General features: G+C 72.5%; 17 protein-coding genes, 1 tRNA gene and 1 riboswitch. Of the genes, 9 read left to right on the top strand and 9 right to left on the bottom strand.

Going from position 1 to position 26,028, the window contains the following annotated elements:
- Positions 1-2 precede the first annotated feature (2 nt).
- Both ACZ5DS_RS26550 and ACZ5DS_RS26545 read right to left on the bottom strand, forming a co-directional pair.
- On the bottom strand, positions 3-638 hold the full coding sequence (locus tag ACZ5DS_RS26550; RefSeq protein ID WP_468243058.1) for a GTP cyclohydrolase II: 636 nt from the start codon (positions 636-638) through the stop codon (positions 3-5).
- A 107-nt stretch (positions 639-745) separates the two neighbouring features.
- Positions 746-1,261, bottom strand: a complete 516-nt coding sequence (locus tag ACZ5DS_RS26545; protein ID WP_468243056.1) for a MarR family winged helix-turn-helix transcriptional regulator — start codon at positions 1,259-1,261, stop codon at positions 746-748.
- 65 nt (positions 1,262-1,326) lie between these two features.
- On the opposite strand from ACZ5DS_RS26545, the gene ACZ5DS_RS26540 reads away from it, so the two are divergent.
- The 4 genes from ACZ5DS_RS26540 to ACZ5DS_RS26525 all read left to right on the top strand — a co-directional run bounded on the left by ACZ5DS_RS26540 (position 1,327) and on the right by ACZ5DS_RS26525 (position 5,193).
- Positions 1,327-2,460, top strand: coding sequence for a dihydrofolate reductase family protein (locus ACZ5DS_RS26540; protein ID WP_468243053.1), 1,134 nt, complete (start codon positions 1,327-1,329; stop codon positions 2,458-2,460).
- Positions 2,461-2,525: 65 nt separating this feature from the next.
- A tRNA-Met gene (locus ACZ5DS_RS26535) sits at positions 2,526-2,599 on the top strand.
- Positions 2,600-2,943: 344 nt separating this feature from the next.
- A riboswitch (cyclic di-AMP (ydaO/yuaA leader) is annotated at positions 2,944-3,110 on the top strand.
- 9 nt (positions 3,111-3,119) lie between these two features.
- Positions 3,120-4,157, top strand: a complete 1,038-nt coding sequence (locus tag ACZ5DS_RS26530; RefSeq protein ID WP_468243051.1) for a M23 family metallopeptidase — start codon at positions 3,120-3,122, stop codon at positions 4,155-4,157.
- A 91-nt stretch (positions 4,158-4,248) separates the two neighbouring features.
- Positions 4,249-5,193, top strand: a complete 945-nt coding sequence (locus tag ACZ5DS_RS26525; protein WP_468243049.1) for an aldo/keto reductase — start codon at positions 4,249-4,251, stop codon at positions 5,191-5,193.
- Between the two features lie 6 nt (positions 5,194-5,199).
- On the opposite strand, the gene ACZ5DS_RS26520 is transcribed toward ACZ5DS_RS26525, so the two are convergent.
- The 4 genes from ACZ5DS_RS26520 to ACZ5DS_RS26505 form a co-directional block, all read right to left on the bottom strand.
- Entirely contained in the window at positions 5,200-6,486 is a 1,287-nt protein-coding gene (locus ACZ5DS_RS26520) for a PrsW family intramembrane metalloprotease (RefSeq protein WP_468243777.1), read from the bottom strand.
- Positions 6,487-6,513: 27 nt separating this feature from the next.
- Complete coding sequence (gene trmB / locus ACZ5DS_RS26515) at positions 6,514-7,353, bottom strand: tRNA (guanosine(46)-N7)-methyltransferase TrmB (RefSeq protein WP_468243047.1); 840 nt, start codon at positions 7,351-7,353, stop codon at positions 6,514-6,516.
- A 74-nt stretch (positions 7,354-7,427) separates the two neighbouring features.
- Positions 7,428-8,645, bottom strand: a complete 1,218-nt coding sequence (lhgO, locus tag ACZ5DS_RS26510; protein WP_468243045.1) for an L-2-hydroxyglutarate oxidase — start codon at positions 8,643-8,645, stop codon at positions 7,428-7,430.
- A 104-nt stretch (positions 8,646-8,749) separates the two neighbouring features.
- Positions 8,750-10,174: an MFS transporter gene (locus tag ACZ5DS_RS26505; protein ID WP_468243043.1), complete on the bottom strand. Its 1,425-nt coding sequence runs from the start codon at positions 10,172-10,174 to the stop codon at positions 8,750-8,752.
- 746 nt (positions 10,175-10,920) lie between these two features.
- Here ACZ5DS_RS26505 and ACZ5DS_RS26500 point away from each other — a divergent pair.
- Positions 10,921-12,996 carry an asparagine synthase-related protein gene (locus ACZ5DS_RS26500; protein WP_468243041.1) on the top strand — a complete coding sequence of 692 codons (2,076 nt, stop codon included), beginning with the start codon at positions 10,921-10,923 and terminating at the stop codon, positions 12,994-12,996.
- Between the two features lie 337 nt (positions 12,997-13,333).
- The gene (locus tag ACZ5DS_RS26495) at positions 13,334-16,696 is read left to right on the top strand and encodes an AfsR/SARP family transcriptional regulator (RefSeq protein WP_468243039.1); all 3,363 of its coding nucleotides are present in this window, start codon (positions 13,334-13,336) and stop codon (positions 16,694-16,696) included.
- Here ACZ5DS_RS26495 and ACZ5DS_RS26490 read toward each other — a convergent pair.
- Positions 16,686-18,578, bottom strand: coding sequence for a sigma-70 family RNA polymerase sigma factor (locus ACZ5DS_RS26490; RefSeq protein ID WP_468243036.1), 1,893 nt, complete (start codon positions 18,576-18,578; stop codon positions 16,686-16,688). The two genes, ACZ5DS_RS26495 and ACZ5DS_RS26490, sit on opposite strands and share 11 nt — an antisense overlap.
- 796 nt (positions 18,579-19,374) lie before the next feature.
- A complete protein-coding gene (locus tag ACZ5DS_RS26485) occupies positions 19,375-20,154 on the bottom strand; it encodes a TetR/AcrR family transcriptional regulator (protein ID WP_468243034.1) in 780 nt (259 codons plus the stop codon).
- Between the two features lie 379 nt (positions 20,155-20,533).
- Here ACZ5DS_RS26485 and ACZ5DS_RS26480 point away from each other — a divergent pair, with 379 nt between their 5' ends.
- Together ACZ5DS_RS26480 and ACZ5DS_RS26475 are read left to right on the top strand one after the other, a co-directional pair.
- Positions 20,534-21,913, top strand: a complete 1,380-nt coding sequence (locus ACZ5DS_RS26480) for an NAD(P)/FAD-dependent oxidoreductase (protein ID WP_468243032.1) — start codon at positions 20,534-20,536, stop codon at positions 21,911-21,913.
- 130 nt (positions 21,914-22,043) lie between these two features.
- Positions 22,044-23,696: an ATP-binding SpoIIE family protein phosphatase gene (locus ACZ5DS_RS26475; protein WP_468243030.1), complete on the top strand. Its 1,653-nt coding sequence runs from the start codon at positions 22,044-22,046 to the stop codon at positions 23,694-23,696.
- 21 nt (positions 23,697-23,717) lie between these two features.
- Here ACZ5DS_RS26475 and ACZ5DS_RS26470 read toward each other — a convergent pair whose 3' ends face one another.
- Complete coding sequence (locus tag ACZ5DS_RS26470) at positions 23,718-24,992, bottom strand: MFS transporter (RefSeq protein ID WP_468243774.1); 1,275 nt, start codon at positions 24,990-24,992, stop codon at positions 23,718-23,720.
- A gap of 122 nt (positions 24,993-25,114) precedes the next feature.
- On the opposite strand from ACZ5DS_RS26470, the gene ACZ5DS_RS26465 reads away from it, so the two are divergent.
- Positions 25,115-25,663, top strand: coding sequence for a MarR family winged helix-turn-helix transcriptional regulator (locus ACZ5DS_RS26465; protein WP_468243028.1), 549 nt, complete (start codon positions 25,115-25,117; stop codon positions 25,661-25,663).
- Positions 25,664-26,028: the final 365 nt, after the last annotated feature.

The following is a 26,028-nucleotide window of genomic DNA, read 5'->3' as shown; positions in this document are numbered from 1 at the left end:
CGTCAGCCCGCGTGCAGCTCGCTCAACTCCGCGAGCGGCAGCGTGTGCTGGGTCTGCAGGACCTTCGCGCGCAGGTAACGGACGTTGTGGGCCGTGGTGAAGACACCGGTCGGCACCCGGTCCCGTACGACGACGCCGAGCGAGCGCAGCTGCTCCGCCTTGTCGGGGTTGTTGGAGAGGAGGTCCAGCTCCCCGATGCCGAGGGCGCGCAGCATCTGCGCGGCGGCCGTGTAGTCGCGGGCGTCCTCCGGGAGGCCGAGCGCGGCGTTCGCCTCGTAGGTGTCGAGGCCCTGGTCCTGGAGGGCGTAGGCGTCGAGCTTGTTGTACAGGCCGATGCCGCGCCCCTCCTGGCGGAGGTAGAGCAGGACGCCCCCGCGCTCGGCGATCCGCTCCACCGCCTCGCGCAGCTGGGGACCGCAGTCGCAGCGGGCGGAGCCGAAGACGTCCCCGGTCAGGCACTCGGAGTGCAGCCGTACCAGCGGAACGGGACCGGGCTCGCCGAGCACGACGGCCACGTGCTCCTGGTCGTCGGCCAGGCCGTGGAAGGTGACGAGTTCGGCGTCGACGCGGTAGCCGTCGTGGAAGTGCAGCGGTACCCGGACGCGGGCGCGCTGTGTGGCGGCGGGGGTGTCGGGCATGCGGGTCCCTCCGAAGCTGTTGCTTCAGTTTTGAAGCAGTGGTTCGAAGGGGACCCTACCTCATGTTTCAAACTTAAAGCAATTACTTTCCGCGTGCCGGGTGTGACTCAGGAGCCGGAACAGGACGACCGGCGCCGCCAGGGGACCTCGTCCGCCCCGGCCTGGGCACCGTCGCCCTGCAACCCGCGGGCGACGCCCGTGAAGATCTCCTCCAGCTGCCTCACCTGCTCCGGCGTGAGCCGGTCGAACAGGGTGGCGCGCACGGTCTCGACGTGCCCGGGCGCCGTACGCTCCAGGACGGCCATCCCCTCGTCGGTCAGCGCCGCGATGCTGCTCCGCTTGTCCCAGCTGCAGTTCTCGCGTCGCACCAGCCCGTCCCGCTCCAGCCTGGTCACCGCGTAGGTCAGCCGACTGCGGGTGATCTTCAGGCTCTCCGCGAGGTCGGTCATGCGCAGCCGCCGGTCGGGCGCCTCGGAGAGGTTGGCCAGGACGGAGTAGAACAGGTGCGGCATGCCGGCGTCCTGCTGGAGGTTCCGGTCGATCGCGTCGTCCAGGAGCCGGGCGGCGGCGAGGTACGCGCGCCAGGCGCGCTGCTCCTCCGGAGTGAGCCAGCGGGTCGTCATGCCACCAGTGTAAGTTTGTTTCAAACTTGAACCAAGATCAGCCTGCCGCAGGGGAGACCGCGCCGATGCCGTACCCGTACGTCCTGCTGTCCGCCGCCGTCTCCCTCGACGGGTACCTGGACGACACCGGCCCCGACCGGCTCCTGCTGTCCAGCCCGGCCGACTTCGACCGGGTCGACGAGGTACGGGCCTCGGTCGACGCGATCCTGATCGGCGCCGGCACCATCCGCGCCGACAACCCGCGCCTGCTGGTGAACTCGGCCGAGCGCCGCGCGGCCCGGGTCGCCGACCACAGGACCGCATACCCGCTGAAGGTCACCGTCACCGCCACCGGTGACCTCGACCCGGCCGCCAACTTCTGGCACACCGGCGGCGAGAAGCTCGTGTACACGACCGACAAGGGCGCCGAGCAGGCCTCCCGTGTCCTCGGCCGGACCGCCGACGTGGTCTCCCTCGGCCCCGACCTCGACTGGCGCGCCCTGCTGGAGCACCTGCACGACGTGCGCGGGGTGCGGCGCCTGATGGTCGAGGGCGGCGGCACGGTCCACACCCAGCTCCTCCAGCAGGGCCTCGCCGACGAACTCCAGCTGGTCCTCGCCCCGCTGTTCGTCGGCGACCCGGCGGCCCCGCGCCTGTTCGGCCCGGGGCCGTACCAGGGCGGCCGGCTGCGCCTCGTCGAGACCCGCCGGATCGAGGACGTCGTCCTCATGCGCTACGAGCCCACCGCACCCGGCACCGGCCCGGAGCCCGTCGCCGCCGACCGCCACTGGCTGCGCACCGCCTGCGACCTGGCCGCCCTGTGCCCGCCCTCGCGGACGGCCTTCAGCGTCGGCGCGGTGGTGGTCGCCGCCGACGGCACGGAGCTGGCCCGCGGCCACTCGCGCGAGGGCGACGACCCCGTCGTGCACGCGGAGGAGGCGGCCCTCGCGAAGATCGACCCCGCCGATCCGCGCCTGCCCGGCGCCACCGTCTACAGCAGCCTGGAGCCCTGCTCCCGGCGCGCCTCCCGCCCCGCCCCCTGCGCCGAGCTGATCCTGCGGGCGGGCGTACGACGCGTGGTCACGGCCTGGCGCGAGCCGGACACGTTCGTGACGGCGGCCGACGGGACCGGGGTGCTGCAGAGCGCGGGCGTGGCGGCCGTGGTGCTGCCCGAGTACGAGGCCCTGGCGAAGGAGCCGAACGCCCACCTGCTGCCCTGAGCAGCACCTCACGGAATCCCGTGTGCTTTGTGGTCTGGCCATGGGGTACTCTTGAGACACAACGACGCGGGGTGGAGCAGCTCGGTAGCTCGCTGGGCTCATAACCCAGAGGTCGCAGGTTCAAATCCTGTCCCCGCTACTGAAGGCTCAGGGCCGGGATCCAGTCATGGATCCCGGCCCTGAGTGTTTTCCTGCCGCGCCCCCTCGGCGAGACGGCGAGTGGCGTATGCCACAGTCGGTCAGCCCTGACCGATGTCACCGATGGTGATCGGACGGCACCCCTCCGCATAACAGCTGAGTCACCATCAAAAACGCGGAGACTCCTGAGCGTCGACCAACTCGCCCGATTTACACCGGTCGTAACCCGTACGTCCCGCCCGGAAATAGTTAATGATCAAGCTGAACGGCTTGGAATCTGACACGCGGGTCTATTAACGTTCGATAACGCAGCGCGGTCGTCCCAGCCGTCACAAGAGGCGGCTCCGTGCGCACGCGCCGAATCCCGCAAGGGAACCGGGGAACCACCACCTTGGGGTGAATCGCGCGGATGCCGTCGTGAACTGCCTGAGTCCACGGCCGGTATACGCGCGTAGGAGACCTTCCTGCTCCGAACCCGTCAGCTAACCCGGTAGGCGGAGGAAGGAAAGGAGTACGCCCGCGTGGCGTCCAACCGGCCTGCCCCCGAAGCCCCGTTCATGCCGACCGAGACCGAGACCTTCGGTTACTTCGGCGCCCAGCGCACCGACGAGGGCACCTGGGAGGAGTGGAACCCCACCGAGGAGTCCATACGGCCGGTCCGCGGTCGGCACCGCGTCGCCAAGCAGCGCGGCGGCCTCGCCCGCAGCTCCACCGTCCTCGGAGTCGGTGTCATCGCCGCCGTCGGCGCGGGCGGCATGGCCAGCGCCAACACCGGCAAGCCGCCGGTGTCCATCTCCATGCCCGACCTGCCCTCCGTCGGCTCCCTCTTCGACGACTCCTCCTCGTCCTCCGACGCGCCCAAGGCCACCGCGGCCTCGCTGAGCGACGTCGGTACGACCTCCGCCGACAGCGACGAGGACAGCTCCGACGCGGGCGAGGCCCTGCGCAACCGGATCATGGCCCAGGCCGAGCAGCAGCAGAGCAAGGCCGACAGCAAGGCCGCAGCGGCAGCGGCAGCCGCCGCCGAGAAGCAGGCCGCCGACGCGGCCGCCAAGGCGCAGAAGGAAGCCGCAGCCAAGGCCGCCGCCGCCAAGAAGGAGGCGGAGGCCGCGGCCAGGAAGAAGGCCGAGGAGGAGCGGCTGGCCGCGCTGGCCAAGCAGTACACGCTGCCGACCTCCTCGTACACGATCACCTCGACCTTCGGCCAGGCCGGCTCGATGTGGTCCTCCGGCTACCACACCGGCCTCGACTTCGCGGCCCCCACCGGCACGCTCATCAAGGCCATCCACAGCGGCACGATCACCGAGGCGGGCTGGGCCGGCTCCTACGGCTACCGCACGATCCTCACCCTCGACGACGGCACCGAGCTGTGGTTCTGCCACCAGTCCTCGATCAGCGTCTCCGTCGGCCAGAAGGTCAGCACCGGCGACGTCATCGGCCGCGTCGGCGCCACCGGCAACGTCACCGGGCCGCACCTCCACCTGGAGGTCCACCCCGGCGGCCAGTCCAGCGGCATCGACCCGATGGCCTGGCTGCGCGGCAAGGGCCTCAACCCCTGACGGAACGTTTGTCCGGTCTGTGCGCGGCGAGTCGGAGCCTGTGCGCGGCGAGGCGGAATCGGATCGACCGCTTCGGCTGTTGACATAAGGCATGACTTCGCTGCGCACACTCGGCACCTCCGACCTCGAGGTCTTCCCGCTCGCCCTCGGCGGCAACGTCTTCGGCTGGACCGCGGACGAGAAGACCTCCTTCGCCGTCCTCGACGCCTACACGGCCGCCGGCGGCAACTTCGTCGACACCGCGGACTCCTACACGGCGTGGATCGAAGGCCACAAGGGCGGTGAGTCCGAGACCATCATCGGCAAGTGGGTCAAGGCCCGCGGCAACCGCTCCGACGTCGTCATCGCCACCAAGGTCAGCCAGCACCCGGAGTACCCGGGCCTGTCCGCGGCCAACATCAAGGCCGCCGCGGACGCCTCGCTGCGCCGCCTGGACACCGACTACATCGACCTCTACTACACCCACTTCGACAAGCCCGAGGTGCCGGTCGAGGAGATCATCGGCGCGCTGGACGAGCTGGTGAAGGCGGGCAAGGTCCGGCACATCGCCGCCTCCAACATCACCCCGGAGCGCCTCCAGGCCTCCCTCGCCCACTCCGACCGCGAGGGTCTGGCCCGCTATGTCGCCCTCCAGCCCCACTACAACCTGGTCTCCCGCGACACCTACGAGGGCCCGCTGCAGGACCTTGCCGCCCGCGAGGGCCTCGCGGCGGTCCCGTACTTCGCCCTCGCCGCCGGCTTCCTCACCGGCAAGTACCGCCCCGGTACGACGGTGGAGAGCGCCCGCGCCGGCCGGGCCGCGCAGTACCTCGACTCCGAGCGCGGCCAGAAGGTCCTCACGGCCCTGGACGAGATCGCCACCGCCCACGAGGCCCCCGTCCCCACGGTCGCCCTCGCCTGGCTGGCCGCCCGGCCGACGGTGACGGCCCCGATCGCCTCGGCCCGGACGGTGGAGCAGCTTCCGGCGCTGCTGGGGGTGGCGGAGCTGCGGCTCACCCAGGAGGAACTGGACCGCTTGACCCGGGCTTCCGCCTGACGTCTGCTACGACCGGTACGGGTTGTACGCAGGGTGGGGCGCCGCCGGATATCCGTACGGCGCCCAGAACACCGGTGCTGGAGCAGATGCCCGGGCTGCGTACTCCAGTGCAGGCCGGGCGACACCCTTCCGCTGCCACAGCTCGGCCAGCAGCTCCCGCTCCCGTACGACGAAGTCCGCCCCGGCCCGCCCGCGCCGCCCCCGGTGCCGCAGGAACGCCAGCGAGGTCGCGTACGCCTCGTACTGCGCGACCGCCCGCGCCGCCGGCCGCCCCCCGAGGTGTTGCCGGGCGTGGTCCCGGGCCGTCCGCCGCGCCCGCATCGACCCGAGCACGAACGGCTCGGCCGGCCCCAGCCACCCGGCGTACACATACGCCGGCAGCTCCTCCCGCACGGTCCGCAGCTCCCGCTGCCGCGTCCAGATCGCGAGCCAGGTCAGCAGCCCGAAGGCGGGCACCATGAAGGCGCCGTAGACGGCGAAGAACCCGAACTCGCCGAAGGTCGAGGAGCCGTTCCAGAAGGCGTGCATGCTCATCGCGAGCAGCAGTCCGCCGAGCGGGAGCAGCACGCGCCGGGCGTGCTGCCGTTCCGCCGAGAGCGCGGCCAGGCCGAAGCCGATGCCGGTGAGCACGGTGAACAGGGGGTGCGCGAACGGGGACATCACGATGCGCACGAAGAAGGTGGCGGCGGTGACGGAGGCGATGCCGCGGTCGCCGGTGATCTGGTCGGTCCCGAAGGCTGTGCCCAGGTAGAGGATGTTCTCGGTGAACGCGAACCCGGTGGCGGTGACCCCGGCTATCACGACACCGTCGACGAGCCCGGAGAAGTCCCGTCTGCGGAAGAGGAAGACCAGCAGCACGGCCGCGGCCTTGGCGGACTCCTCCACGACGGGCGCTATCACGGTCGCCCCGAGGGTGTCGGCACTGGTGGGGTCGGCGGTCGCCGTGGCGATCCATCTCGTCGCGAAGCTGTTGGCGACGATGGCGATCAGCGCCGCCGCGCAGGCTCCCCAGGCGAACGCGAAGATCAGGTTCCGCCAGGGGCCCGGTTCGACCCGGTCCAGCCAGCGGAAGGCGGCTATGAGCCAGGGCACGGGCAGGACGGCGAGCCCGAGCCCGACCAGGAAGCCCTCGGTGCCGGTCTGCCGGCGCACCAGCGCGAGGATGACCAGCCCCGACAGCGCCAGCAGCGTGGTCAGCGCTCCGTAGCGCACCCACCGACGCTGCCACCAGTGCGGATGCGCTCCGCTTCCGGGACCGGGGGAGTAGGTCGGGTACGGAGGACTGGTGGCCACGGCATCGACCCTCACGGTGACAGGGTGCTATCGGTCCTGATGCGGTACGCGACGAAAGAGCAGGTCGTTCACCACATGTCCCTTGTCCAGTCCCTGCCCCTCGAAACGGGTCAGCGGCCGGAACCCGGGGCGCGGCGCGAAACCGCCGTCGGCCTGGGTGTTCTCGAAGTCAGGATGCGCGGTGAGCACCTCGAGCATCTGCTCGGCGTACGGCTCCCAGTCGGTCGCGCAGTGCACGATCGCCCCCGGCTTCAGCCGGGTCGCGGCCAGCGTCAGGAACTCGGGCTGGATCAGCCGCCGCTTGTGGTGGCGCTTCTTGGGCCAGGGATCCGGGAAGTACACGCGCAGCCCGTCGAGCGCGTCGGGCCGGAGCATCTCCCTGAGCAGGATGATGGCGTCCCCGTTCCCGACCCGGACGTTGGACAGCCCGTTCTGGTCGGCGAGATTGAGCAGGTTTCCCTGCCCCGGCGTGTGCACATCCACAGCGAGGACGTTGGTGTCCGGGTCCCCGGCCGCCATCTGCGCGGTGGCCTCCCCCATCCCGAACCCGATCTCCAGCACCACGGGATTGCCGTTCCCGAACATCTCCGTGAGATCGAGGACCTGCTGCCCGTCGATGTCCAGCCCCCACTGGGGCCACAGCCGCTGCAGCGCATCGGCTTGCCCGGCCGTGACCCGGCTCCGCCGCGGCTGGAAACTCCGGATCCGCCGCTCGAAGTGCGACCCGGCGGGATCGGCCTTGGGCCCATCCGGAAACCGCGGCTCACCCTTGCCCCGGGTATGCCGGACGGACACGCCGGGGATGTGCGTGTGGGGCGCGTCGGCCGCGGGCTGCGGGACTTCGGGGGTGCTCAGAGACTCAGACACAGTACGACCGATTTTACGGCGCCTTCTCGGTGTGCCGAGTCGGGCGGGCCGGTGCCCTTGCAGCCCACGGAGCCTCACAACGCGCCGAGCATGTCCAAGGCCCGCCGCCCCACCTCCCTGCCGATGGGCAAAGAAGCGGTGGCTGCAGGAGACGGCGCGTTGAGCACATGCACAGCCCGCACCCCCTCGCGCATCAGGAAGTCGTCCACCAGCGTCCCGTCCCGCAACACCGCCTGCGCCCGCACCCCGGCAGGGGCCCGCACCAGATCCCCCTCCTCCACCACCGGCAACAGCCTGCGCACCGCCTCCAGGAACGCCCCCTTGGACACCGACCGCCGCAGCTCCCCCGCCCCGTACCGCCAGTGCCGCCGGGCGATCACCCACGACCCCGGCCACGCCACCGTCCCGGCGAGTTCCCGGGGCTGTACGACCCCCCACCCGTACCCCTCCCGGGCCAGCGCCGGCACCGCGTTGGGCCCGATGTGAACACCGCCGTCGATCCCGCGGGTCAGATGCACCCCGAGGAACGGGAACGCCGGATCCGGCACCGGATACACCAGCCCCCGCACCAGCTCGGGCCGCGCCAGCTCGTAGTACTCCCCCCGGAAGGGCACGATCCGCATCCCGGGCTCGTCCCCGGTCAGCCGTGCCACCTCGTCGCAGTACAGCCCGGCACAGTTCACCAGCACCCGCCCGCGGACGACATCCCCGCTCGCGGTCAGTACGGCCACGCCCCGCTCCGGGCGCCGGTCCACCCGTACGACCTGCGCGCCGTACCGGATCTCCGCCCCCGAGGCGTGTGCCAGCTGCCGGGCGACGCCCACGAAGTCGCACACCCCGGTCGTACCGACGTGGATGGCGGCCAGCCCGCGCACCTCCGGCTCGTACTCGCCGATCTGGGCGGCGCCCAGCTCCCGCACCGGGATCCCGTTCTCCCGGCCGCGCTGGACGAGTGCGTGCAGCCGCGGCAGCTCCTCCCGCTCGGTGGCGACGATCAGCTTCCCGGTGACGGCGTGCGCGATGCCGTACTCGGTGCAGAACTTCACCATCTCGGCCGCGCCCCGCACCGCGTACCGCGCCTTGAGGGAGCCGGGGCGGTAGTAGATCCCGCTGTGGATGACCCCGCTGTTGCGCCCCGTCTGGTGCCGGGCCGGACCCGGCTCCTTCTCCAGCACGGTCACCCGCGTACCCGGCGCGGCCCGCGTGATCGCATACGCCGTGGACAGCCCGACGATCCCGCCCCCGATCACCAGCACGTCGCAGTCGTACGCACCGTCCCGCACCTGCACCACCTCCCACCTCGATAGTGCACTGCGCCACTGACAGCGCCTTCAAACGCGGGGAAGCGCCGGCGCCCCGGAAGGGGCGCGAGGAACCCGCCCCCCCGGCGGAGCGCTTACGCGGTGGTCATCAGAAGAGGCCGCGCTCTCTCCCGCAACTCCGCCACCCGTGGCTCGTCCCCATACGGCTCCAGCCGATGCAGAAGATCCTTCACATACTCCGTGGTCCGAGCAGAAGAGATCCGCCCGGCCACCTCCACGGCCCGCACCCCCTGCTCGCACGCCGCATCCAGATTCCCCGACTCCAGCTCGGCGACAGCGGAGACCACCAGCCGCAGCCCGTGCGACCGTACGAACTCCTCCGTGGGCTTCGACAAGGCCTGCTCGGTGAACCGCCGCACCTGCCGCGGCGCCTTCAGATCGCGGTAGCACTCCGCCGCATCGGCGGCGAACCGGTCGTATCCATAGAAACCAAGCCAAGAAGGATCGTTGTCACCGTCCCTGGACCGCTCCAGCCATCCCTCGGCCGCCTTCAGCGCGGCGCCCGCCGCCTGCGCGTCTCCCGCGCGCGCGTGTGCCCGCGCCTCGATGAGCCGGAAGAAACTCATGGTGCGCGCAGTCGCCAGCCCCCGGTTGCGCTCCAGGGCTGCCTGCGCCAGATCGACACCCTCGTCGCCGAAGCCCCGGTACGTCGCCTGCAGCGACATGGAGGCCAGCACATAGCCCCCGAGGGGAACGTCGGCGGCCGCGCGCGCGAGCCGCAGTGCCTGGATGTAGTACCGCTGCGCCGCCTCCTGCTGGCCGGTGTCGAAGGCCATCCAGCCGGCGAGCCGGGTGAGTTCGGCGGAGGCCCCGAACAGGGCGCGGCCGACCTCGTCGGAGTACGAGCCGAGCAGCAGCGGCGCCGCCTCCACCCTTAAGCACTCCGGCACCATGGACGAACGCCAGTCGCCGCCTCCGTACTTGGAGTCCCAGCGCCTGGCGTCCTCGGCGGCCTCCCGCAGCTTCTGCACATCGCTGTGGCCGACTTTGATCGGTGCGCCGGAGCCCTCGGCAGGGTTCGCCTCCCGCGCGACCGAGCTGTCGGCGGGGGTTATCAGCCATCGTGAGGCAGGCGTTGCGTATGCGCTCACTGCGAACGACCCCGCGAGCGACTGCCAGATGCCGCCGGAGCCCGCCCTGCGGCCGGCGAGGTCGAGCCGGTACAGCTCGGTGGCCGACTTCACCGCCTGCCCTACGTCTCTGGGGAAGGCGAGGCCCACTTCGGGTGCGGGATCCGCGTCCGCCAGGCCGATCTCGTGGAGCGGCACCGGGCGGCCGAGCTTCTGGCCGATGGCGGCCGCGATGAGGTGCGGCGCCGCGCCCTGCGGGACCATCCCCTTCGACACCCAGCGCGCCACCGAGGTCTTGTCGTAGCGAAGAGTCAACCCGCGTTGCGCACCAAGATCGTTGACGCGTCGCGCGAGTCCTGCGTTGCTGATTCCCGCGAGGGCGAGAACGGCGCCGAGTTTTTCGTTCGGCCCGCGTTGCTCCCTGGACATGCGCCACCCCTCGACACAGACGGCTGCCGCGCTGGCATAACCATGCGGCATTCGTAAACCCAGCGTAGTTCGCCGCATCCCAAGCGTTAAGGGGCATTGTTCCGGATGGCGGGATTGTGGTCCGTACGGGAGTACGGCCCTGTACGCACCGTGCACACGCCGTCGCGGCGTGCCCCCGCCCGTGTGGCCGTGCGCCCGTCCGTGCGCTCTTCTCCGGCCATCGGGGGAGCGGTTCCATGGCTCATGCGTGGGTCGGCCCGCTGTACTGGATCCAGTGGGCTGGGGGACACCGCCACCTTCATCCCCGCGGGTGGCGGACCGGTCCGGGAGGCGTGTCCCGCCTCCCGGACTGTGCGCGTCCCGGTGCTGGGGCGCGCTCCGCAGGCCTGTACGGAGCGTGCTCAAATTCTCGCGCCCGCCGTCGATTTGGCTGAAAATCGACCCCGGCTTCCATGCGTGAATCCCCGTCCCACCATGGGACTTGAGGGCGCGAAGGGCGTTTTCGGGGCGCGTTCGGGGGGCGCATTCGTGACGCACCCGCCTCGGGCCGTCCTCCCACCCGCCGTGCATCGTACGGGCGTTCACCCATCCACCCCCGCCCTTCTCCTTCGGCCGTCCCTCGCCTTTCCCTCGACTTTCCCTCGATCGAAGGCGGCGCCACTGCCGTTCCACCGCGCGTTCTTCATGGCAGCATGGGGACCCGGTTCGTACGGTGCAGGAGTTGTCCACAGCCTGTGGAGGCGTCGATGCGGTGGTTGGTGGGTTGGAGCAGCACCGCCGCGGGCGCCGCCGGAGCCGGTTCCGCCGGTGCCACCGGATACGACGGCGAGACCCTGCACCCCGTCGGCTCCCAACTCCTGTGGGGCGACCCCGATCCCCTGTGGGCGGTGGGCGACTGGCGCCCGGACGAGGTGCGCGTGGTGAAGGCCGACGCGCAGACCCGGATCGCCGTCCTCGGTATCTGCGGCGCCACCGACGAGGAGCTGCGGCGCGGCCTGTTCGCCGCGCGCGGGGGCGCGCTGCGCCATCTGACCGCCTGGTCCGGCAGCTACACGGCCGTCGTCCAGGTGGGCCGCCGGATCACCGTCTGCGGCGATCTCGCGGGCGCCCGCCCGGTGTTCCACACTGCATGGGCCGGCGGCACGGCCTACGCCACGGCCGCGCTGCCGCTCGCCGACCTCATCGAGGCCAACCTCGACTTCGGCCACCTGGCGGCCCTGCTCGCCGCCCCCGAGGTGCCGGCCGCCCTGCGTGACACCACCCCGTACGAGGGCGTGCGGCGCATCCCCCCGGGGCATGCGCTCGTGCTGCGCGCCGGGGCACGCGAGATCGCCGGGTACGAGCCGGTCGCCTCCCTCGCCGTGGCCGCGCCCCCGGCCGATCCCGACAGCGCGCTGGACGGCGTACGGGACGCACTCATCGAGGCCGTACGCGCGCGGTTGTCGGCACCACGCCATGTACCCGACCTGGACCCCGGGCCGGTACCCGGCATGGGCCCGGCGGAGCGGCGGGCCGCGCGCGGGATGCCGGTGCCGGGGATCGGCGCCGACCTGTCCGGCGGACCGGCCTCCGGCACGCTGGCGCTGCTGGCCGCGGGACTGCCCGGCCGGCCCGGCACGCTGCTCGGGCACGGCACGGGCGCGGGGGAGCGGCTGCTCGCCGTCACCTTCAACGACCTGGCCGTCGGCGGCCGCGAGGCCGAAGTGGAGCGCGCGGGAACCCTCGCGGCCAACCCGCGCCTGCACCACGTGGTGGTGACCGGCGGCGAGGAGACCCTGCCGTTCGCCGACCTCGACGGCCCCCTCACCGACGAGCCGGGCCCTTCGCTGGTCACCGCGGCCCGCCACCGGGCCCGGCTCACCGCCGGCAGTGCCGACCACTTCACCGGTCACGGTGCCCGCCAGGTCCTGGACGCCCACCCCGCCCGGCTCGCCGACCTCCTGATGGACCGCAAACGGCGCCACCTGGTCCGGCCGGTCGCCGCGCTCGCCCGGGCCGACGGCTCGGTGATGGTCCCCGCGCGCGTGTACGGCGCGGCCCGGCGGCTCGCACGCACCCCGTACCGGGCGGGCCTGGAGCTGCTCGCCGAGCGGCTGATCCGGCGCCGCTTCGACGAGCCCAAGGGCGCGGTCGGCGCGTCCCTCGCCGGGCTGACCTGGGCGAGACCGGGGCCGGCGGCACGCTGGCTGACGGGAGAGGCACTGGCTGAAGTATCGGTTCTGCTCCAGGGGGAGGCGGACCGCTCCTCCGGCGGCTCCGCCCAGCGCCCCGGCGAGTTCCGCGCGCGTGCGGTCCTGGCCCGCCATGCGGCCGACCTGCGCGTCCTGGAGCAGGCCGTCGAGATCCGCTCGCAGCGCCTGCACGCGCCCTTCCTCGACAACCAGGTCGTCCGCGCCTGCCGCGCCCTCCCCGAGGCGCTGCGCGTCCAGCCCGGAGCCCGCTCCGCCGTCCTGCGTACGGTCCTGGAGGGCGCCGGCGTCACGAACCTCCCGCCCGGCTGGGGCGCCCCGTCCCACGCCTCCTCCACGGCGGCCACGCGCGCGGGGCTGCGCGCAGCCGCGGACTCCCTGGTGGACCTCTTCTCGACTCCTCTCCTGGCCGAGGCCGGCCTGGTCGAGGCCCGAGTCGTCCGCAAGGCCGTCCGCGCCGCCGCAACGGGCGAGCCCCTCCCCCTGGACGGCCTCGCCGACCTGGTCTCCCTCGAACTCTGGCTCCGCCGCCTCCTCTCCCGCCGCGGCACCTGCTGGACAGGCACCCCGGCCCGAGCCCGAGCGGTGCCCTCCGGAATCCAGCCGAGAAGAGACGCACTGGCCTCCGGCTGAGCCCCGAAGCCACGCCACATCGCCGTCACCCGGACCCGCCGTGCCTGGCTGCGGGTTCGTGGGGGCTGATCGCGCCCACGCGGCGCAGCCGCATCCGGCATGCCTGGGTAGCTGCGGGCAGTCGTGCCGCTGGGGCGGCACGGGTGGGCGAGCGGCACCCCGCCGGCGCGGGCGAGCGAAAGCCACCCCCGGCCCACCGCAGCACAGGGCGCCCATCAAGCACCGGCTCCGCAGCACGGGGCAGCACAGGCCACCGATCCAGCACCGGCTCCGAACCCAAAACCCGGCCAACAGGAAACACGTGGCCCAACCCCACACCCCCCGCGACAATGACCGGGTGCGGTACAGAATCCTGGGCGTAACCCAAGCGACGGACGACCAGGGCACCCCCCTACCCATCGGCGGCCCCCGCCTCCGCACCCTCCTCACGGCCCTGGCCCTCCGCCCCGGCCGTACCACCACCCCCGAGACCCTGATCGACGAGGTCTGGGCGGACACCCCGCCCCAGGACGCCCCCGCCGCCCTCCAGGCCCTCGTCGCCCGCCTCCGCCGCACCCTCGGCAGACACACCATCGCCTCCACCCAGGGCGGCTACCGCCTGGAGGCGACCGAGGACGACGTCGACCTGTACGTCTTCGAACACCTCACCCACACCGGCACCAAGGCCCTCGCGCAAGGCGACCCCGCCACCGCCCACCGCACCCTCACCGACGCCCTCGCCCTGTGGCACGGCCCCGCCCTCGCCGACCTCCCCGACCGCACCGCGGCCACCCGCCCGGAAGCCCTGCGCCTGGAGGCGACCCGCGCCCGCGCCACCGCCGCCCTCGACCTCGGCCGCGCCCAGGACGTCGTACCGGAACTGCGGGAACTGACCGCGGCCCACCCGTACGACGAACCCCTGCACGCCCTCCTCATCCGCGCCCTGCGCGACACCGGCCGCCCCGCCGACGCCCTCGCCGCGTACGAGTCGGCCCGCCGCACCCTCGCCGACACCCTCGGCACCGACCCCGGCCCGGAACTGAAGGCCCTGCACGCGTCGTTGCTGAAGCAGGAGCCGCCCGCGGCCGCACCGCCCCCCACCCGCCCCCCGGAGCGGACGGGCAATCTCCGCCCCCGCCTGACGTCCTTCGTCGGCCGGGAACCAGAACTCAAGGCCATTCGTTCCGACTTGCACAGGGCCCGCCTGGTCACCCTCACCGGACCGGGCGGCTCAGGAAAGACCCGCCTCGCCGAGGAGGCCGCCGCAGGGCTGCCCCAGGCATGGCTGGTCGAGCTGGCCCCGCTCGACCGGCCGGAGGCGGTGCCCGGCGCGGTGGTCAGCGCGCTCGGTCTGCGCGAGACCGTGCTGCTGCCCCACGACCTGGTGATACCGCAGGCCGACCCCACGGCCCTGCTGGTCGAGTACTGCGCCCCGCGCAGCCAACTCCTGATCCTTGACAACTGCGAGCATGTCATCGGCGCGGCCGCCGCCCTCGCCGAGACCCTCCTCACCCGCTGCCCCGGGCTCACGATCCTCGCCACCAGTCGTGAACCCCTGGGCGTCCCCGGTGAGTCGGTGCGCCCGGTCGAACCCCTCGTCCCCGAGCAGGCGTACCGCCTCTTCACGGAGCGCGCGCGGACCGTCCGCCCCGACGCCGACGCCGTGCTCCGCGACACCGAAGCCGTGGCGGAGATCTGCCGCCGCCTGGACGGGCTGCCGCTCGCCATCGAGCTCGCCGCCGCCCGGCTCAGGCTGCTGACCCCGCGGCAGATCGCCGACCGGCTGGACGACCGCTTCCGCCTGCTCACCTCCGGAAGCCGCACGGTCCTGCCCCGCCAGCAGACCCTGCGTGCGGTGGTCGACTGGTCCTGGGAGCTGCTGGACGAGCGGGAGCGGACGGTGCTGCGCGAGGTGTCGGTGTTCGCCGGCGGCTGGGACCTGGCGGCAGCCGAGGCCGTGTGCACCGGCCCGGCGGGAGACCTGATCGGCGCCCTCGTGGACAAGTCCCTCGTCGTGGCCGCCCCAGACGGACCGGACGGTCCGGACGGGCCGGACGCCCCGGACCGCCCGGGCGGCTTCGGCGGCATGCGGTACCGCATGCTGGAGACCATCCACGAGTACGCCACCGAGCGCGCGGCCGAGGTCCCCGAGCTGCGCGCCGCGGCCGAGCGGCGCCACCGCGCGTGGGTGCGCGCCCTGGTCGAGCAGGCCGAGCCCCAGCTGCGGTCGGCGGCCCAACTGCCCTTGATCGCCCGCCTGGAGAGCGAACTCGACAACATCCGGGCAGCCCTGGACGGTGCGCTGCGCGTCGGTGACGAGGCGGAGGCGGGCGCGATCGTCCTGGCGATCGGCTGGTTCTGCTGGCTGCGCAACTACCGCCAGGAGGCCATCGAATGGGTGCGGCGGGTGCTGCGCCTGGGCGTCGCCCGGGACACCCTGCCCGAGGGCACGGGGCAGGCCGGCCCCGTCCCGCCGGCGGAGTCGGCCGACCCGATCGGCGCCTTCCTCGCCGCCCCCGACGGCGAGGCGGGTCACCCGCTGCGGGAGCTGCGCATGGACCTGCGGATGCTCGACCTGTTCCTGACCTCCGAGTCGAGCACGGCGAACCTCGCGGCCGACGAGCGCGCCCAGGAGTACATCGCACGGGTACGGGCCGCCTACGAGCACGGCGGTCCGCAGGCCGCCCGCCTGCCCGGCATCGTCTGGCCGCTGACCACCTACTACCTGGGCGCCCCGGTCGACGTCGGCCCCGACATGGCGGCGGCGGTCGCCAACTGCCGCAGGTACGGCGGGGACTGGGAGGTCGGCGTCGCCCTGATGTACCGCACCCACGTGGCCGTCGACTCGCCGGGCAACCTGCGGGGCGTGGACGAGGACCTGGCGGAGCTGCGGACGCTCAGCCGGCGCGTCGGGGACCGCTGGATGCGGGCGCAGGTGTGCAGCGCGGCCGGCGAGGCGGCCATGGCGCGCGGCAGGTTCGAGGATGCCCGCGGCGAGTACACGGAGGCACTGCGCCTCGCCTACGAGGTGGGTGCCTACGCCGAGGCGCCGTTCCTGATGGCGCGGCTCGCCGAGATCGCCTACCGCTCCGGCGACCCCGCGGGCGCCCTCGACGCCCTGGACGAGGCCGGCGCGGCCGCCGACCAGTACGGGGCGGCCGAGTCCCGGGCGTTCGTCCTGCTGATGCGGGCGCACATCGCCGCGTACGACGGCGACCCGGCCCGCGCGCGGGAGCTGTACGAGACATGCCTCGCGATCACCGACGGCGGCACGCCGCCACCGCAGTTCACGGCCGCCCTGCGCGTGACCGACGCCCGGATCACGGCCGGCGAGTCCGGCCCCGGGCGGGCGCTGCCGATCGTGGCCGAGGGGCTCCGGGAGGCGGTGGCGCTGCGCTGCGCCGAGTCGATCACCGCGGCGCTGGTGGACATCGGCGCCGAACTGCTGGCCGGGCTCGGCGACCTGGCGGCCGCGGTCCGGCTGTACGCGGCCGCGGACCACTGGCGCGCCGGGAATCCGCGCCCCGAGCCGGAGTGCACCCGGGCCGGGCAGATCGACACCGAAGCCCGCGCGACACTGCCCCCGGACCGCTACGCGGCCGAGCGCGCCCGGGGCGCGACCCTCGGCACGGAGGACGTCCTGCGCGAACTGGAGGCACCGGCGACCACCCCGGGGAGCGCGAGTCCGCTCGGAGCCGTGGACCGCCCTGTCAACAGGTGAACTTGGAATCGGCCCAGTCCGCCAGCGCAGCCGGGTCGACGAGGGTGCGGTGCGGTTCCACGACGAGCCGTACGGTCCTGAGCCCGCTCAGACCGACATGGACGGGCACGGCCGCGCCCCCGCCCTTGACCGTCCCGGACCGCCACAGCCGAACCCCGTCGCCGTAGACGGAGAAGGAGACCTTGCCGAGCCCGAGGGTCATGTCGTCCACGCCGATCCGGGCGTCGTACGCCGTGCACGGGCGGTTGAGGTCGACGGTGACGGAGGACCGGCCGTGCACGGTGACACCGCGCGCGTACTGCCTGCCGCCGATCGACATCCCGTACCGCTGCCACACCCAGCTGCTCTCGCGCAGCCGCATCTCGGGCCCGGTGCCGTCGCCGGTGACGTCGTACCGCAGGTCGTTCCACTCGTAGACGACGGGTGCCGGCGGGGGAGTGGGGGTCGGCGTCGGGGTCGGCGTGGGCTTCGGCCTCGGGGTGGGCGTGGGCGTCGGAGTCGGAGTGGGCTTGGGCGTGGGAGTCGGTGTCGGTGTCGGTGTCGGCTCGGGGGCTAGCACCACCGGCACCGGCGCCGGCTTCTTCTCGCCGGGGGTGTGCGTGGGCTTCGGTGTGGGCTTGGGCGTGGGGGCCGGCGTCTGTGGCTGCTCGACGGCCGGCGGGGGCGGTGACGGCTTGGCCACCTCCTTGGCCGGATGGCTGTCGTTCACCAGCGCCAGGGCCACCGCGGCGGCGGCCACGGCGACCACACCGGCCGCGATCCCGGCCTTGACCGGTGCCCCGAGCCCCTCCGAGGCCGCCGCGGGGCCACCCGCACCACCCGTACCTGCGGAGGAACCGCCGGTGGCGGCAGCGGCACCCGCCGCACCCATCCCGGCGCCTCCGGCGATGATGCCGAGCGCCTTCGCATACCCGGCGGCCCCGAACCAGCCGATGACAGCGACCGGCACGACCGCGGGGATGCTGCTCGCGACCTCCTCGATCTGCGCGGCTGCCAGCCGGCACTTGGCGCACTCGTCCAGGTGTTTGCGCAGCCCCCGCTCGGCGCGGATGCGCAGCTTGCGGCGGGCGTAGGTGCCGAGCTGGTCGGCGTAGCGGGCGCACTCCTCGTCGCCGGTGAGGGAGGCGCTGACGTGCGCCTGCAGATAGGCCTGCTTCAGCCCCTCGCGGGCGCGGCTCGCCAGCACCCGGGTGCCGTTGGCGTCCAGCCCGAACAGGACGGCCACCTCGCTCGGCGACTCGTCCTCCACCTCGGTGTGCCACAGCACGGCCTGCCAGCGCTCGGGCAGCGAGCGGAAGGCCTGCATGGCCATGGACTGCTCGGCCTCGTGCAGGGCGTGCACCTCGGCGCCCTGCTCCAACGTTTCGTCGTCGGACTCCGTACCGCGCGAGGCCTGCTGGGCGAACACGGCGAAGTCGTCCACGAGCTGCTCGCGCCGGGCGGATTTGGTCCAGTGCGCGGCGACGCGCCGCACCGAGGTCAGCAGATAGGCACGCACGGCGTACTCGGGTCCCGACCCGCCGCGCACCGCCTGCAGCATGCGGGCGAAGACCTCGGCGGTGAGGTCGTCCGCGGTGTGCCCGTCACGGCAGCAGGTCCGCGCATACCGGCGCACCGCATCGGCGTGGCGCCGGTACAGCTCCTCGTACGCGGAGTCGTCGCCGCCGCGCATTCGCTCGATCAACGCACCGTCGGCGGGTGGCATCTCCCGGGGCGGCGGCAGCGCACTCCCACCACGCTGAGCAGGCACGCTCTCGTCCGCGGGCGTCCCGGCCGGGGCCTTCCCGCCCCTCCCGCCCTGACTCGGCACCTGCGGCGAGGTCAGCCCGCCGGCCTCCGGGCCACCGTCACCGCGTGACTCGTCCCACCCGTCAACGCCCATCGCGCAAAGCCCCCGACACCGGCCCAGCCCAACCCGTCACCGGCTCAGGGTGCCACATTGTCTTTCGTTCAAGTACAGCCGTACACGGCATCCACTCATCCGAGCGCACTTGCCACCGCCGGCCACGGAACACCACCCGAACGAGAATCCCGAAGAGGCCCTCACGGGTGAGCGAACAACCAGCCCCCGACGGCGAGACCGTCCCGCAGGAGCCACCGGCACCCGCCCGCGATAGCCGCGCGGGGCCTGCCGTCTGACGCTCAAACCCGCGCTCCGGCGGCCGCCGACGGCGAGTGCCTCCCACGGGGGGCCGCCCGCATCTCCGACCGTGATGGTTGCGCGGGGTCTGCCGTGTGACGCTCAATCCCGCGATGCGGTGGCCGCCGACGGCGAGAGTTTCCCACTGGAGCCACCGGCACCCGACCGCGCTGGTCGCGCGGGCCCTGCCGCGTGGTGCCCAATCCCGCGATGTGGCGGCCGCCGACGGCTAGAGCTTCCCACTGGGGCCGCCCGCATCTCCGACCGTGATGGCTGCGCGGGGCCTGCCGCGTGTCGCTCAAACCCGCGCTCCGGCGGCCGCCGACGGCGAGTGCCTCCCACGGGGGCCCGCCCGCACCTCCGACCGCGATGGCCGCGCGGGGCCTGCCGTCTGACGCTCAAACCCGCGCTCCGGCGGCCGCCGACGGCGAGACCCCCCCACGGGGGCCACCCGCACCCGACCGTGACAGCCGCACGGGTGGTGCGGGTGGGAAACACCCTCCCGCCGAAGGCGAAGCCGAGGCGAACCCGCGCCCCCCTACGCCGGCCGAGACCGAAGCCCCTCCAGCAGAATGTCCAGCAGCCGAGCCGAAGCCGCAGCCTGCTGCGCCGCATCCGGCAACGAGGGCGCCGCCGTAGCGATCACGAGCAGCACATCCGCCACGGACACATCCGCCCGCAGCTCCCCCGCAGCCCGAGCCCGGTCCACCAACTGCCCCACGACCTCGAGCAGCGCACCGACCCCGCTGTCCTCCCCGACGGAGATCCCGGACGCCTCCGCCACCAGCCGCAGCTCCCCCGAACCCGGCTGCGACCGCTGCTGAGGCACCCGAGCCTCCTCAGCCGAACCCGACCCGGCCGAACCGGCGGAGCCCTCCTCCGCGACCCCCACCCGCAGCACCTGCGGCGGCAGCAACCTCCCCGCCCCCGACGCCACGGACGTCCGCAGGAAGCGGGACAGCGCCGACCACGGCTCGTCCTCCTGCCCGAGCGCGGCCCGCGCCTGCTCCGTCAGCCGCGCGGTCTCCTCCTCGGCTATCCGCCGGACCAGCACGTCCTTGCTCGGAAAGCGCCGGTACACCGTGCCGACCCCGACCCGGGCCCGCCGTGCCACATCCTCCATCGGCGCGCCGTACCCCAGCTCGCCGAACACCTCACGCGCCGCACGCAGCACGTGCTCCAGATTGCGCTGTGCGTCCACCCGCAGCGGCGTCGTACGCGCCCCGTCGGCGCGCCCGTTGCCCGCCGCCGCGCTCACCGCCGCGCCGCCCGATGCGAGGGCGGCTGCCGATGACCAATGAGTGTCCTGAACATGCATGTGTTTCCCCCGGTTAATGACGTCTCCCCCCGGAGACTCTCCCCGCCACTGAATACCGGAGTGCGCGGAACTGGCATCGGTCCCGACCGGACCCGCCCGTCGCGGACCCGTTCGACCACATTCCCTACACCCCGTCGACACACGAACATAGTTGAGTGAGGGTCAATTCAGAAGGGGCAGGTTCCGCACAGTGCGCCCCCGATCGGAGTACGGGTCATGTACGTCCCGATTCGGCACCTTCGTACCCTCCTGTCCGCCCCCGCTGACCTGCCCGCTTTCGCCCCGCCCCGACGGCGCCCCCGGCCTCGCGCACACCCGCTCGCCGGTCACACAAATTGCCGGGGCTGTGGACAAACAACAGCGTCGGGTGCGTCATGGGATGGTGAAGGAACGTGCGCGCATTCTGGTTGTCGGCGGCGGCTACGTCGGGATGTACACGGCCCTGCGTCTGCAGCGGAGGTTGAAGCGGGAGCTCAGGCAGGGCGAGGTCGACATCACTGTCGTCACTCCCGACCCCTATATGACGTACCAGCCGTTCCTTCCCGAGGCGGCCGCCGGTTCGATTTCCCCTCGTCATGTCGTCGTACCGCTGCGTCGCGTCCTGGACCGGTGTCACGTCGTCATCGGCGAGGTCACCTCCATCGACCACGGGGTGCGCACCGCCGCCGTCACCACGCTCGCCACCGCCGAGGAGGGCAAGTCCGCCGAACTCCTCGGCTACGACGAACTCGTCCTCGCCCCCGGCTCGATCTCCCGCACCCTGCCCATCCCCGGCCTCGCCGAGTACGGCATCGGCTTCAAGACCGTCGAAGAGGCCATCGGCCTGCGCAACCACGTCATCGAGCAGATGGACATCGCCTCCTCCACCCGCGACCCCGCGATCCGCGACGCCGCCCTCACCTTCGTCTTCGTCGGCGGCGGCTACGCCGGAGTCGAGGCACTCGGCGAACTCGAGGACATGGCCCGCTACACCGCGCGCTACTACCACAACGTCCGCCCCGAGGACATGAAGTGGATCCTTGTGGAAGCCTCCGACCGCATCCTCCCCGAGGTCGGCGAGGAGATGGGCCGCTACACCGTCACCGAGCTGCGCCGCCGCAACATCCAGGTCCTGCTGAACACCCGCCTGGATTCCTGCGCCGACCGCGTCGCCGTCCTCAGCGACGGCCAGCGCTTCCCGACCCGTACGGTCGTGTGGACGGCCGGCGTCAGACCGCACCCCCTGCTCGCCGCCACCGACCTGCCCCTCAACGGCCGCGGCCGCCTCAAGTGCACCGCCGAACTGACCGTCGACGGCGCCCCGCACGCGTGGGCCGCGGGCGACGCCGCGGCCGTCCCCGACGTCACCGCCCCCGAACCCGGCACCGAGACCGCCCCCAATGCCCAGCACGCCGTCCGCCAGGCCAAGGTCCTCGGCGACAACCTCGTCCACGCGCTGCGCGGCGAACCCCTGGAGACGTACGCGCACAAGTACGTCGGCTCCGTCGCCTCCCTCGGCCTGCACAAGGGCGTCGCCCAGGTCTACGGGCGCAAGCTGAAGGGCTACCCTGCCTGGTTCATGCACCGCGTGTACCACCTCAGCAGGGTGCCCACCTTCAACCGAAAGGCCCGCGTGCTGGCGGAATGGACCCTGGCCGGGCTCTTCAAACGGGAGATCGTCTCGCTCGGTTCGCTCGAACATCCCCGAGCGGAGTTCGAACTCGCGGCCGGTGGAAAGTCTCCTCACAGCCCCTCGGACGACCCGAAGGGGTCGTCCTGACCGGACTCAGGAACTACCCGGCCCGCCCCGGCGTCTGACGGATATCGCCACGGACGGCCACCTGCCAGACTGCCCCACGTCCTCGGACGGGCACCTGCCCGCCCTCAGCACCCACGAGGCTTTCCCCACTGTGAACTTCACGCGCTGGAGCGCCCGGCTCCCCGGAACGCAGCGCCGCGCCGCAGCGCGGACCGACACCGCGGTCCCCCCGGACCGGCGAGGGGAAGGCTCCGTGCCCGCTGCCCGCGCCGAACAGCCGGCCGACGGGGCACCGCCCGTGCCCGCCGTCGACGAACTGCCCGCGCGCGACGTCCTGGACCGCGTCCCGGCCCTCGTCGCCCTGGTCCACGGCCCCGAGCACCGCATCGCCTACGTCAACGACGCCTACGCGGCGGCCTTCGGCGCCCGCACCCCGGGCGCACCGGCCCGCGAGGCGCTCCCGGAGCTCGCCGAACTGGGCCTCCTCCCCCTCCTCGACCAGGTGCTGCGCAGCGGCAAGCCCCGCACCCTGAAGTCCCGCAAGGCCGTCGACGGCCGCTCCTACACCTTCACCTGCACGCCCGTGGCCGAGGACGGCGCCGACGGCGCGGACGGCGCGGTTCTCGTCTTCGCCACCGACGTCACCGACCACGCCGAGGCCGCCGAACGCCTGCGCGCCAGCGAGCGCCGCCAACGCGAGACGGCCGTCACCCTGCAACGCTCTCTCCTCCCCCAGGAACTGGAACAGCCCGACGACCTGCGCATCGCCGCCACCTACCAGCCCGGCGGCACGGAGGCCGCGGTCGGCGGCGACTGGTACGACGTGATCACCCTCGGCGGCGGCCGCACGGCGCTCGTGATCGGCGACGTCATGGGCCGAGGCGTCCGCGCGGCCGCGGTCATGGGCCAGCTCCGCACCGCGGTGCGCGCCTACGCCCGCCTCGACCTCCCCCCGCACGAGGTCCTGCAACTCCTCGACGGCCTCGCCACCGAGATCGACGCCAACCAGATCGCCACCTGCGTGTACGCCGTCCACGACCCGAACGAGGGCCGCCTGGTGTACGCCTCCGCCGGCCACCTGCCCATCCTGGTCCGCGACGAGAACGGCACGGTCCTGCGCGCCGACGAACCCACCGGCCCGCCGCTCGGCACCGGCGGCTGGATGCACGCATCGGGCTCGATCGCACTCGGCCCCGGTTCCACGGCGGTCCTCTACACGGACGGCCTGGTCGAGCGCCGCGACGAGGACCTGGACGAGGGCATCGCCTCCCTGGAGCGCGCCCTGTCCGGCGCGACCGGCACCCCCCAGGTCGTCTGCGACCGCCTGGTCCGCTCGGCCGGCGTCACCGCCGACCACGACGACGACGTCGCCGTCCTCGTCCTCCAGCACCCCGCCCGTACCGGCCCCGAGGGCGACCTCTTCCGCAACGCGGCGCTGGAGCTGCTCGGCGGCGTGGAGGCGGCACCCCGCGCCCGCGCGTTCGCCTCCGGCGTCCTGACCAGCTGGCGCTTCCCGGCCGACCTGCACGACCTGGGCGTCCTGGCCACGAGCGAGTTGGTCGCCAACAGCCTCCAGCACGGAACCCCACCGATGCGCCTGCGACTCCGCCGCACCGACCGCCGCCTGATCATCGAGGTCACGGACGGCGACGACCACCTGCCACGCCGCCGCCGCGCAGAACCGGGCGACGAATCGGGGAGGGGGATCGCCATCGTGGCGACGATCGCCTCCAACTGGGGGTCGAGAAGAACCCCGGGCGGCGGCAAAGCGGTGTGGTGCGAGTTCGTCTTGCCGAGGGGTTAGGGGGCGCCGGGTGCCGTACGGCTATGCGGTCACGGTCTCCGTAGGTGCCCCACCCCGGGCCACCACCCGGCTGCTCTTCGCGGCAGCCCACGGCTGATCCTGGGCAATGGTCAGACGCCGTCCCAACCGCAGCGCCAGCACCGTGATGCCCAGCGAGAACAGCAGGAAGATCACGATGTACGGGGCATGCAGCGAGGCCCCGAGAGGACCACCCACCGCCGGGCCAACGGCCAACGCCAACTGCTTGACCAGCGCAAACGCCGAGTTGTACTGCCCAGCCATCCCCTCCGGCGCCAAATCGGCCACCAGCGGGGCAACCGTCGGCGACAACATCGCCTCACCCAGCCCGAACAGCGCGTACGTCGACACGAACGCGGCAGTCGCCATCTCCTGGCTGCCGTGCCCAAGCCCCGCATACCCCGCCGCCAGCCAGGCCACGGCCCAGATCAGCCCCACACCCGCGATCACCCGAGACCGCCGCCGCCGCTCCACGAACTTCAGCACGGCGAACTGCGCGACGACGATCATCATCGTGTTCGCAGCCAGCGCCGTACCGAGCGCGGACGTCGATATCCCCGCGGCCTCCACGCCGTACGCGCTCAGCCCCGATTCGAACTGCCCGTAGCAGGCGAAGAACAGCACGAAGCCCAGCACACACAGCTGCACCATCGCCCGGTTCCCGGTCAGCTGCTTCCAGCTGGCCTTCCCCGAAGCGGCCGGCGCGTCCTCGATCCGCGGCGAGTGCGGCATCCGCACCGTGGACATCACCACGACGAGCAGCAGGAACATCGCCGCCTCGATCGCGAACAGCAGCGTGAAGGAGGACACCCGGGTGGTGTCGACGAGGTGGCCGCCTATGAGACCACCGACGCCGAGCCCCAGGTTCTGCAGGAAGAACTGCATCGCGAACGCCCGCGACCGCGTCTGAGTCGTCGAGCAGTCCACGATCATCGTCGCCAGCGCAGGCTGCATCACGGCCTGCCCCGCCCCGAGAGCCGCGGCCGACAGCAGTACGGCACCCGCGCTCCCCGCGAGTCCGAGGCTCAGCGCGCCCAGCGCGGCCGTGACCAGGGCGGCGAGCAGGACCGGCAGCGGGCCGCGCTGCACGATCGCCCGGCCGGCGAACGGCAGCACGATCAGCGCGGCCACGGCGAAGACGGCGAGCACGAGTCCCGCCGTCATGGCTCCCAGACCCCGCACCTGCGCCACATAGACGTACAGGTAGGGGACCGTGAAGCCGAGCCCGAATGCGCTGAGTGCGTTGCCCACGTGGATCCGGCGCATCGCTGCGCCCATCGCCCTGGTCACGTTCACCTCTCTCACTAGTTAGGAGTGAAGACTTCAAAGCTAAAGTTCGAAGCTAAAGACTACATCTCCAAGGACTTCAACGCAAAGCAGCCCCGTGCGATACTGCGGCCATGGCCGAGACCCCCGACGTCACCGAGCCGACGCTCGACGAACAGATCGCCGCCTACCAGCGCGAGTTCCAGGACCTCGACCCTCAGGTCGAGAAGATCGTGTCGGCACTGTCCCGGCTGAACCGCCGTATGAACGTCGCGTACGGCCGCCAGACCGCCGCCCTCGGCATCAGCAACGCCGAGTGGGAGGTCCTCAAGGCGCTCGTGCTCTCCGGCGCCCCGTACCGCCTGGGCCCCAGCGACCTCGCCAAGCGGCTCGGCCTGACCCCCGCCGCCATGACCCACCGGATCGACCGCATGGTCGCCGAGGGGCTGGTCACCCGGGAGCGCGACGAGTCCAACCGCGTGCGGGTCATCGTCGAGCTGACTCCCGAGGGCCGCGACAAGTGGCTGGAGGCGATGCAGCGCGCGACCGTCTTCGAGGAGGACCTGCTCCAGGACCTCACCCCTGCGGAGCGCGCGGTGCTCGGCGAGGTCCTGACCAGGCTCCTGCGCCGCGTGGAACACGCCCAGCCCGACGCCGGCGGCCGGCTCAGCGACCTGGACTGAGCCACCCGAAAAGATCTTGACAAGGATGCTTGACACGCCCCGACCCGATCCGTAAAGTTCTTCGGGTTGCCACGGGGCCGTAACGGTTCTGCGGCAGCACCTCCGCCGCCTCGAGCGGCACCTCAACCACCAGTACGATCTCCCGACCGGGTTGATTTCGGCGTGCCCGAATTCAATTCGAATAGGGACTCGGCGGTCCGATTAGGAATCGCCGGGAGGATCCGCTAAGGTTTGAGACGTCGGAACGGCCCAACAGCCGCGAAGACAAGCCCCGCTGACTGGGAGTCAGGCCCGAAAGGATCTGATAGAGTCGGAACCGCCGGAAAGGAAACCGCGAGAGCGGAAACCTGGAAAGCACCGAGGAA

Source organism: Streptomyces sp. NPDC031100 (assembly GCF_055570785.1).
The sequence above is the reverse complement of the archived record's forward strand: the minus strand, read 5'-3'. Positions and strand labels throughout refer to the sequence as shown.

What these genes read in the sequence shown, in the direction of transcription:
- ACZ5DS_RS26550 (WP_468243058.1), bottom strand. Translation starts at nt 638, where the DNA reads ATGCCCGACACCCCCGCCGCCACACAGCGCGCCCGCGTCCGGGTACCG.
- ACZ5DS_RS26545 (WP_468243056.1), bottom strand. Translation starts at nt 1,261, where the DNA reads ATGACGACCCGCTGGCTCACTCCGGAGGAGCAGCGCGCCTGGCGCGCG.
- ACZ5DS_RS26540 (WP_468243053.1), top strand. Translation starts at nt 1,327, where the DNA reads ATGCCGTACCCGTACGTCCTGCTGTCCGCCGCCGTCTCCCTCGACGGG.
- ACZ5DS_RS26525 (WP_468243049.1), top strand. Translation starts at nt 4,249, where the DNA reads ATGACTTCGCTGCGCACACTCGGCACCTCCGACCTCGAGGTCTTCCCG.
- ACZ5DS_RS26505 (WP_468243043.1), bottom strand. Translation starts at nt 10,174, where the DNA reads ATGTCCAGGGAGCAACGCGGGCCGAACGAAAAACTCGGCGCCGTTCTC.
- ACZ5DS_RS26500 (WP_468243041.1), top strand. Translation starts at nt 10,921, where the DNA reads ATGCGGTGGTTGGTGGGTTGGAGCAGCACCGCCGCGGGCGCCGCCGGA.
- ACZ5DS_RS26490 (WP_468243036.1), bottom strand. Translation starts at nt 18,578, where the DNA reads ATGGGCGTTGACGGGTGGGACGAGTCACGCGGTGACGGTGGCCCGGAG.
- ACZ5DS_RS26485 (WP_468243034.1), bottom strand. Translation starts at nt 20,154, where the DNA reads ATGCATGTTCAGGACACTCATTGGTCATCGGCAGCCGCCCTCGCATCG.
- ACZ5DS_RS26480 (WP_468243032.1), top strand. Translation starts at nt 20,534, where the DNA reads ATGGTGAAGGAACGTGCGCGCATTCTGGTTGTCGGCGGCGGCTACGTC.
- ACZ5DS_RS26470 (WP_468243774.1), bottom strand. Translation starts at nt 24,992, where the DNA reads ATGGGCGCAGCGATGCGCCGGATCCACGTGGGCAACGCACTCAGCGCA.
- ACZ5DS_RS26465 (WP_468243028.1), top strand. Translation starts at nt 25,115, where the DNA reads ATGGCCGAGACCCCCGACGTCACCGAGCCGACGCTCGACGAACAGATC.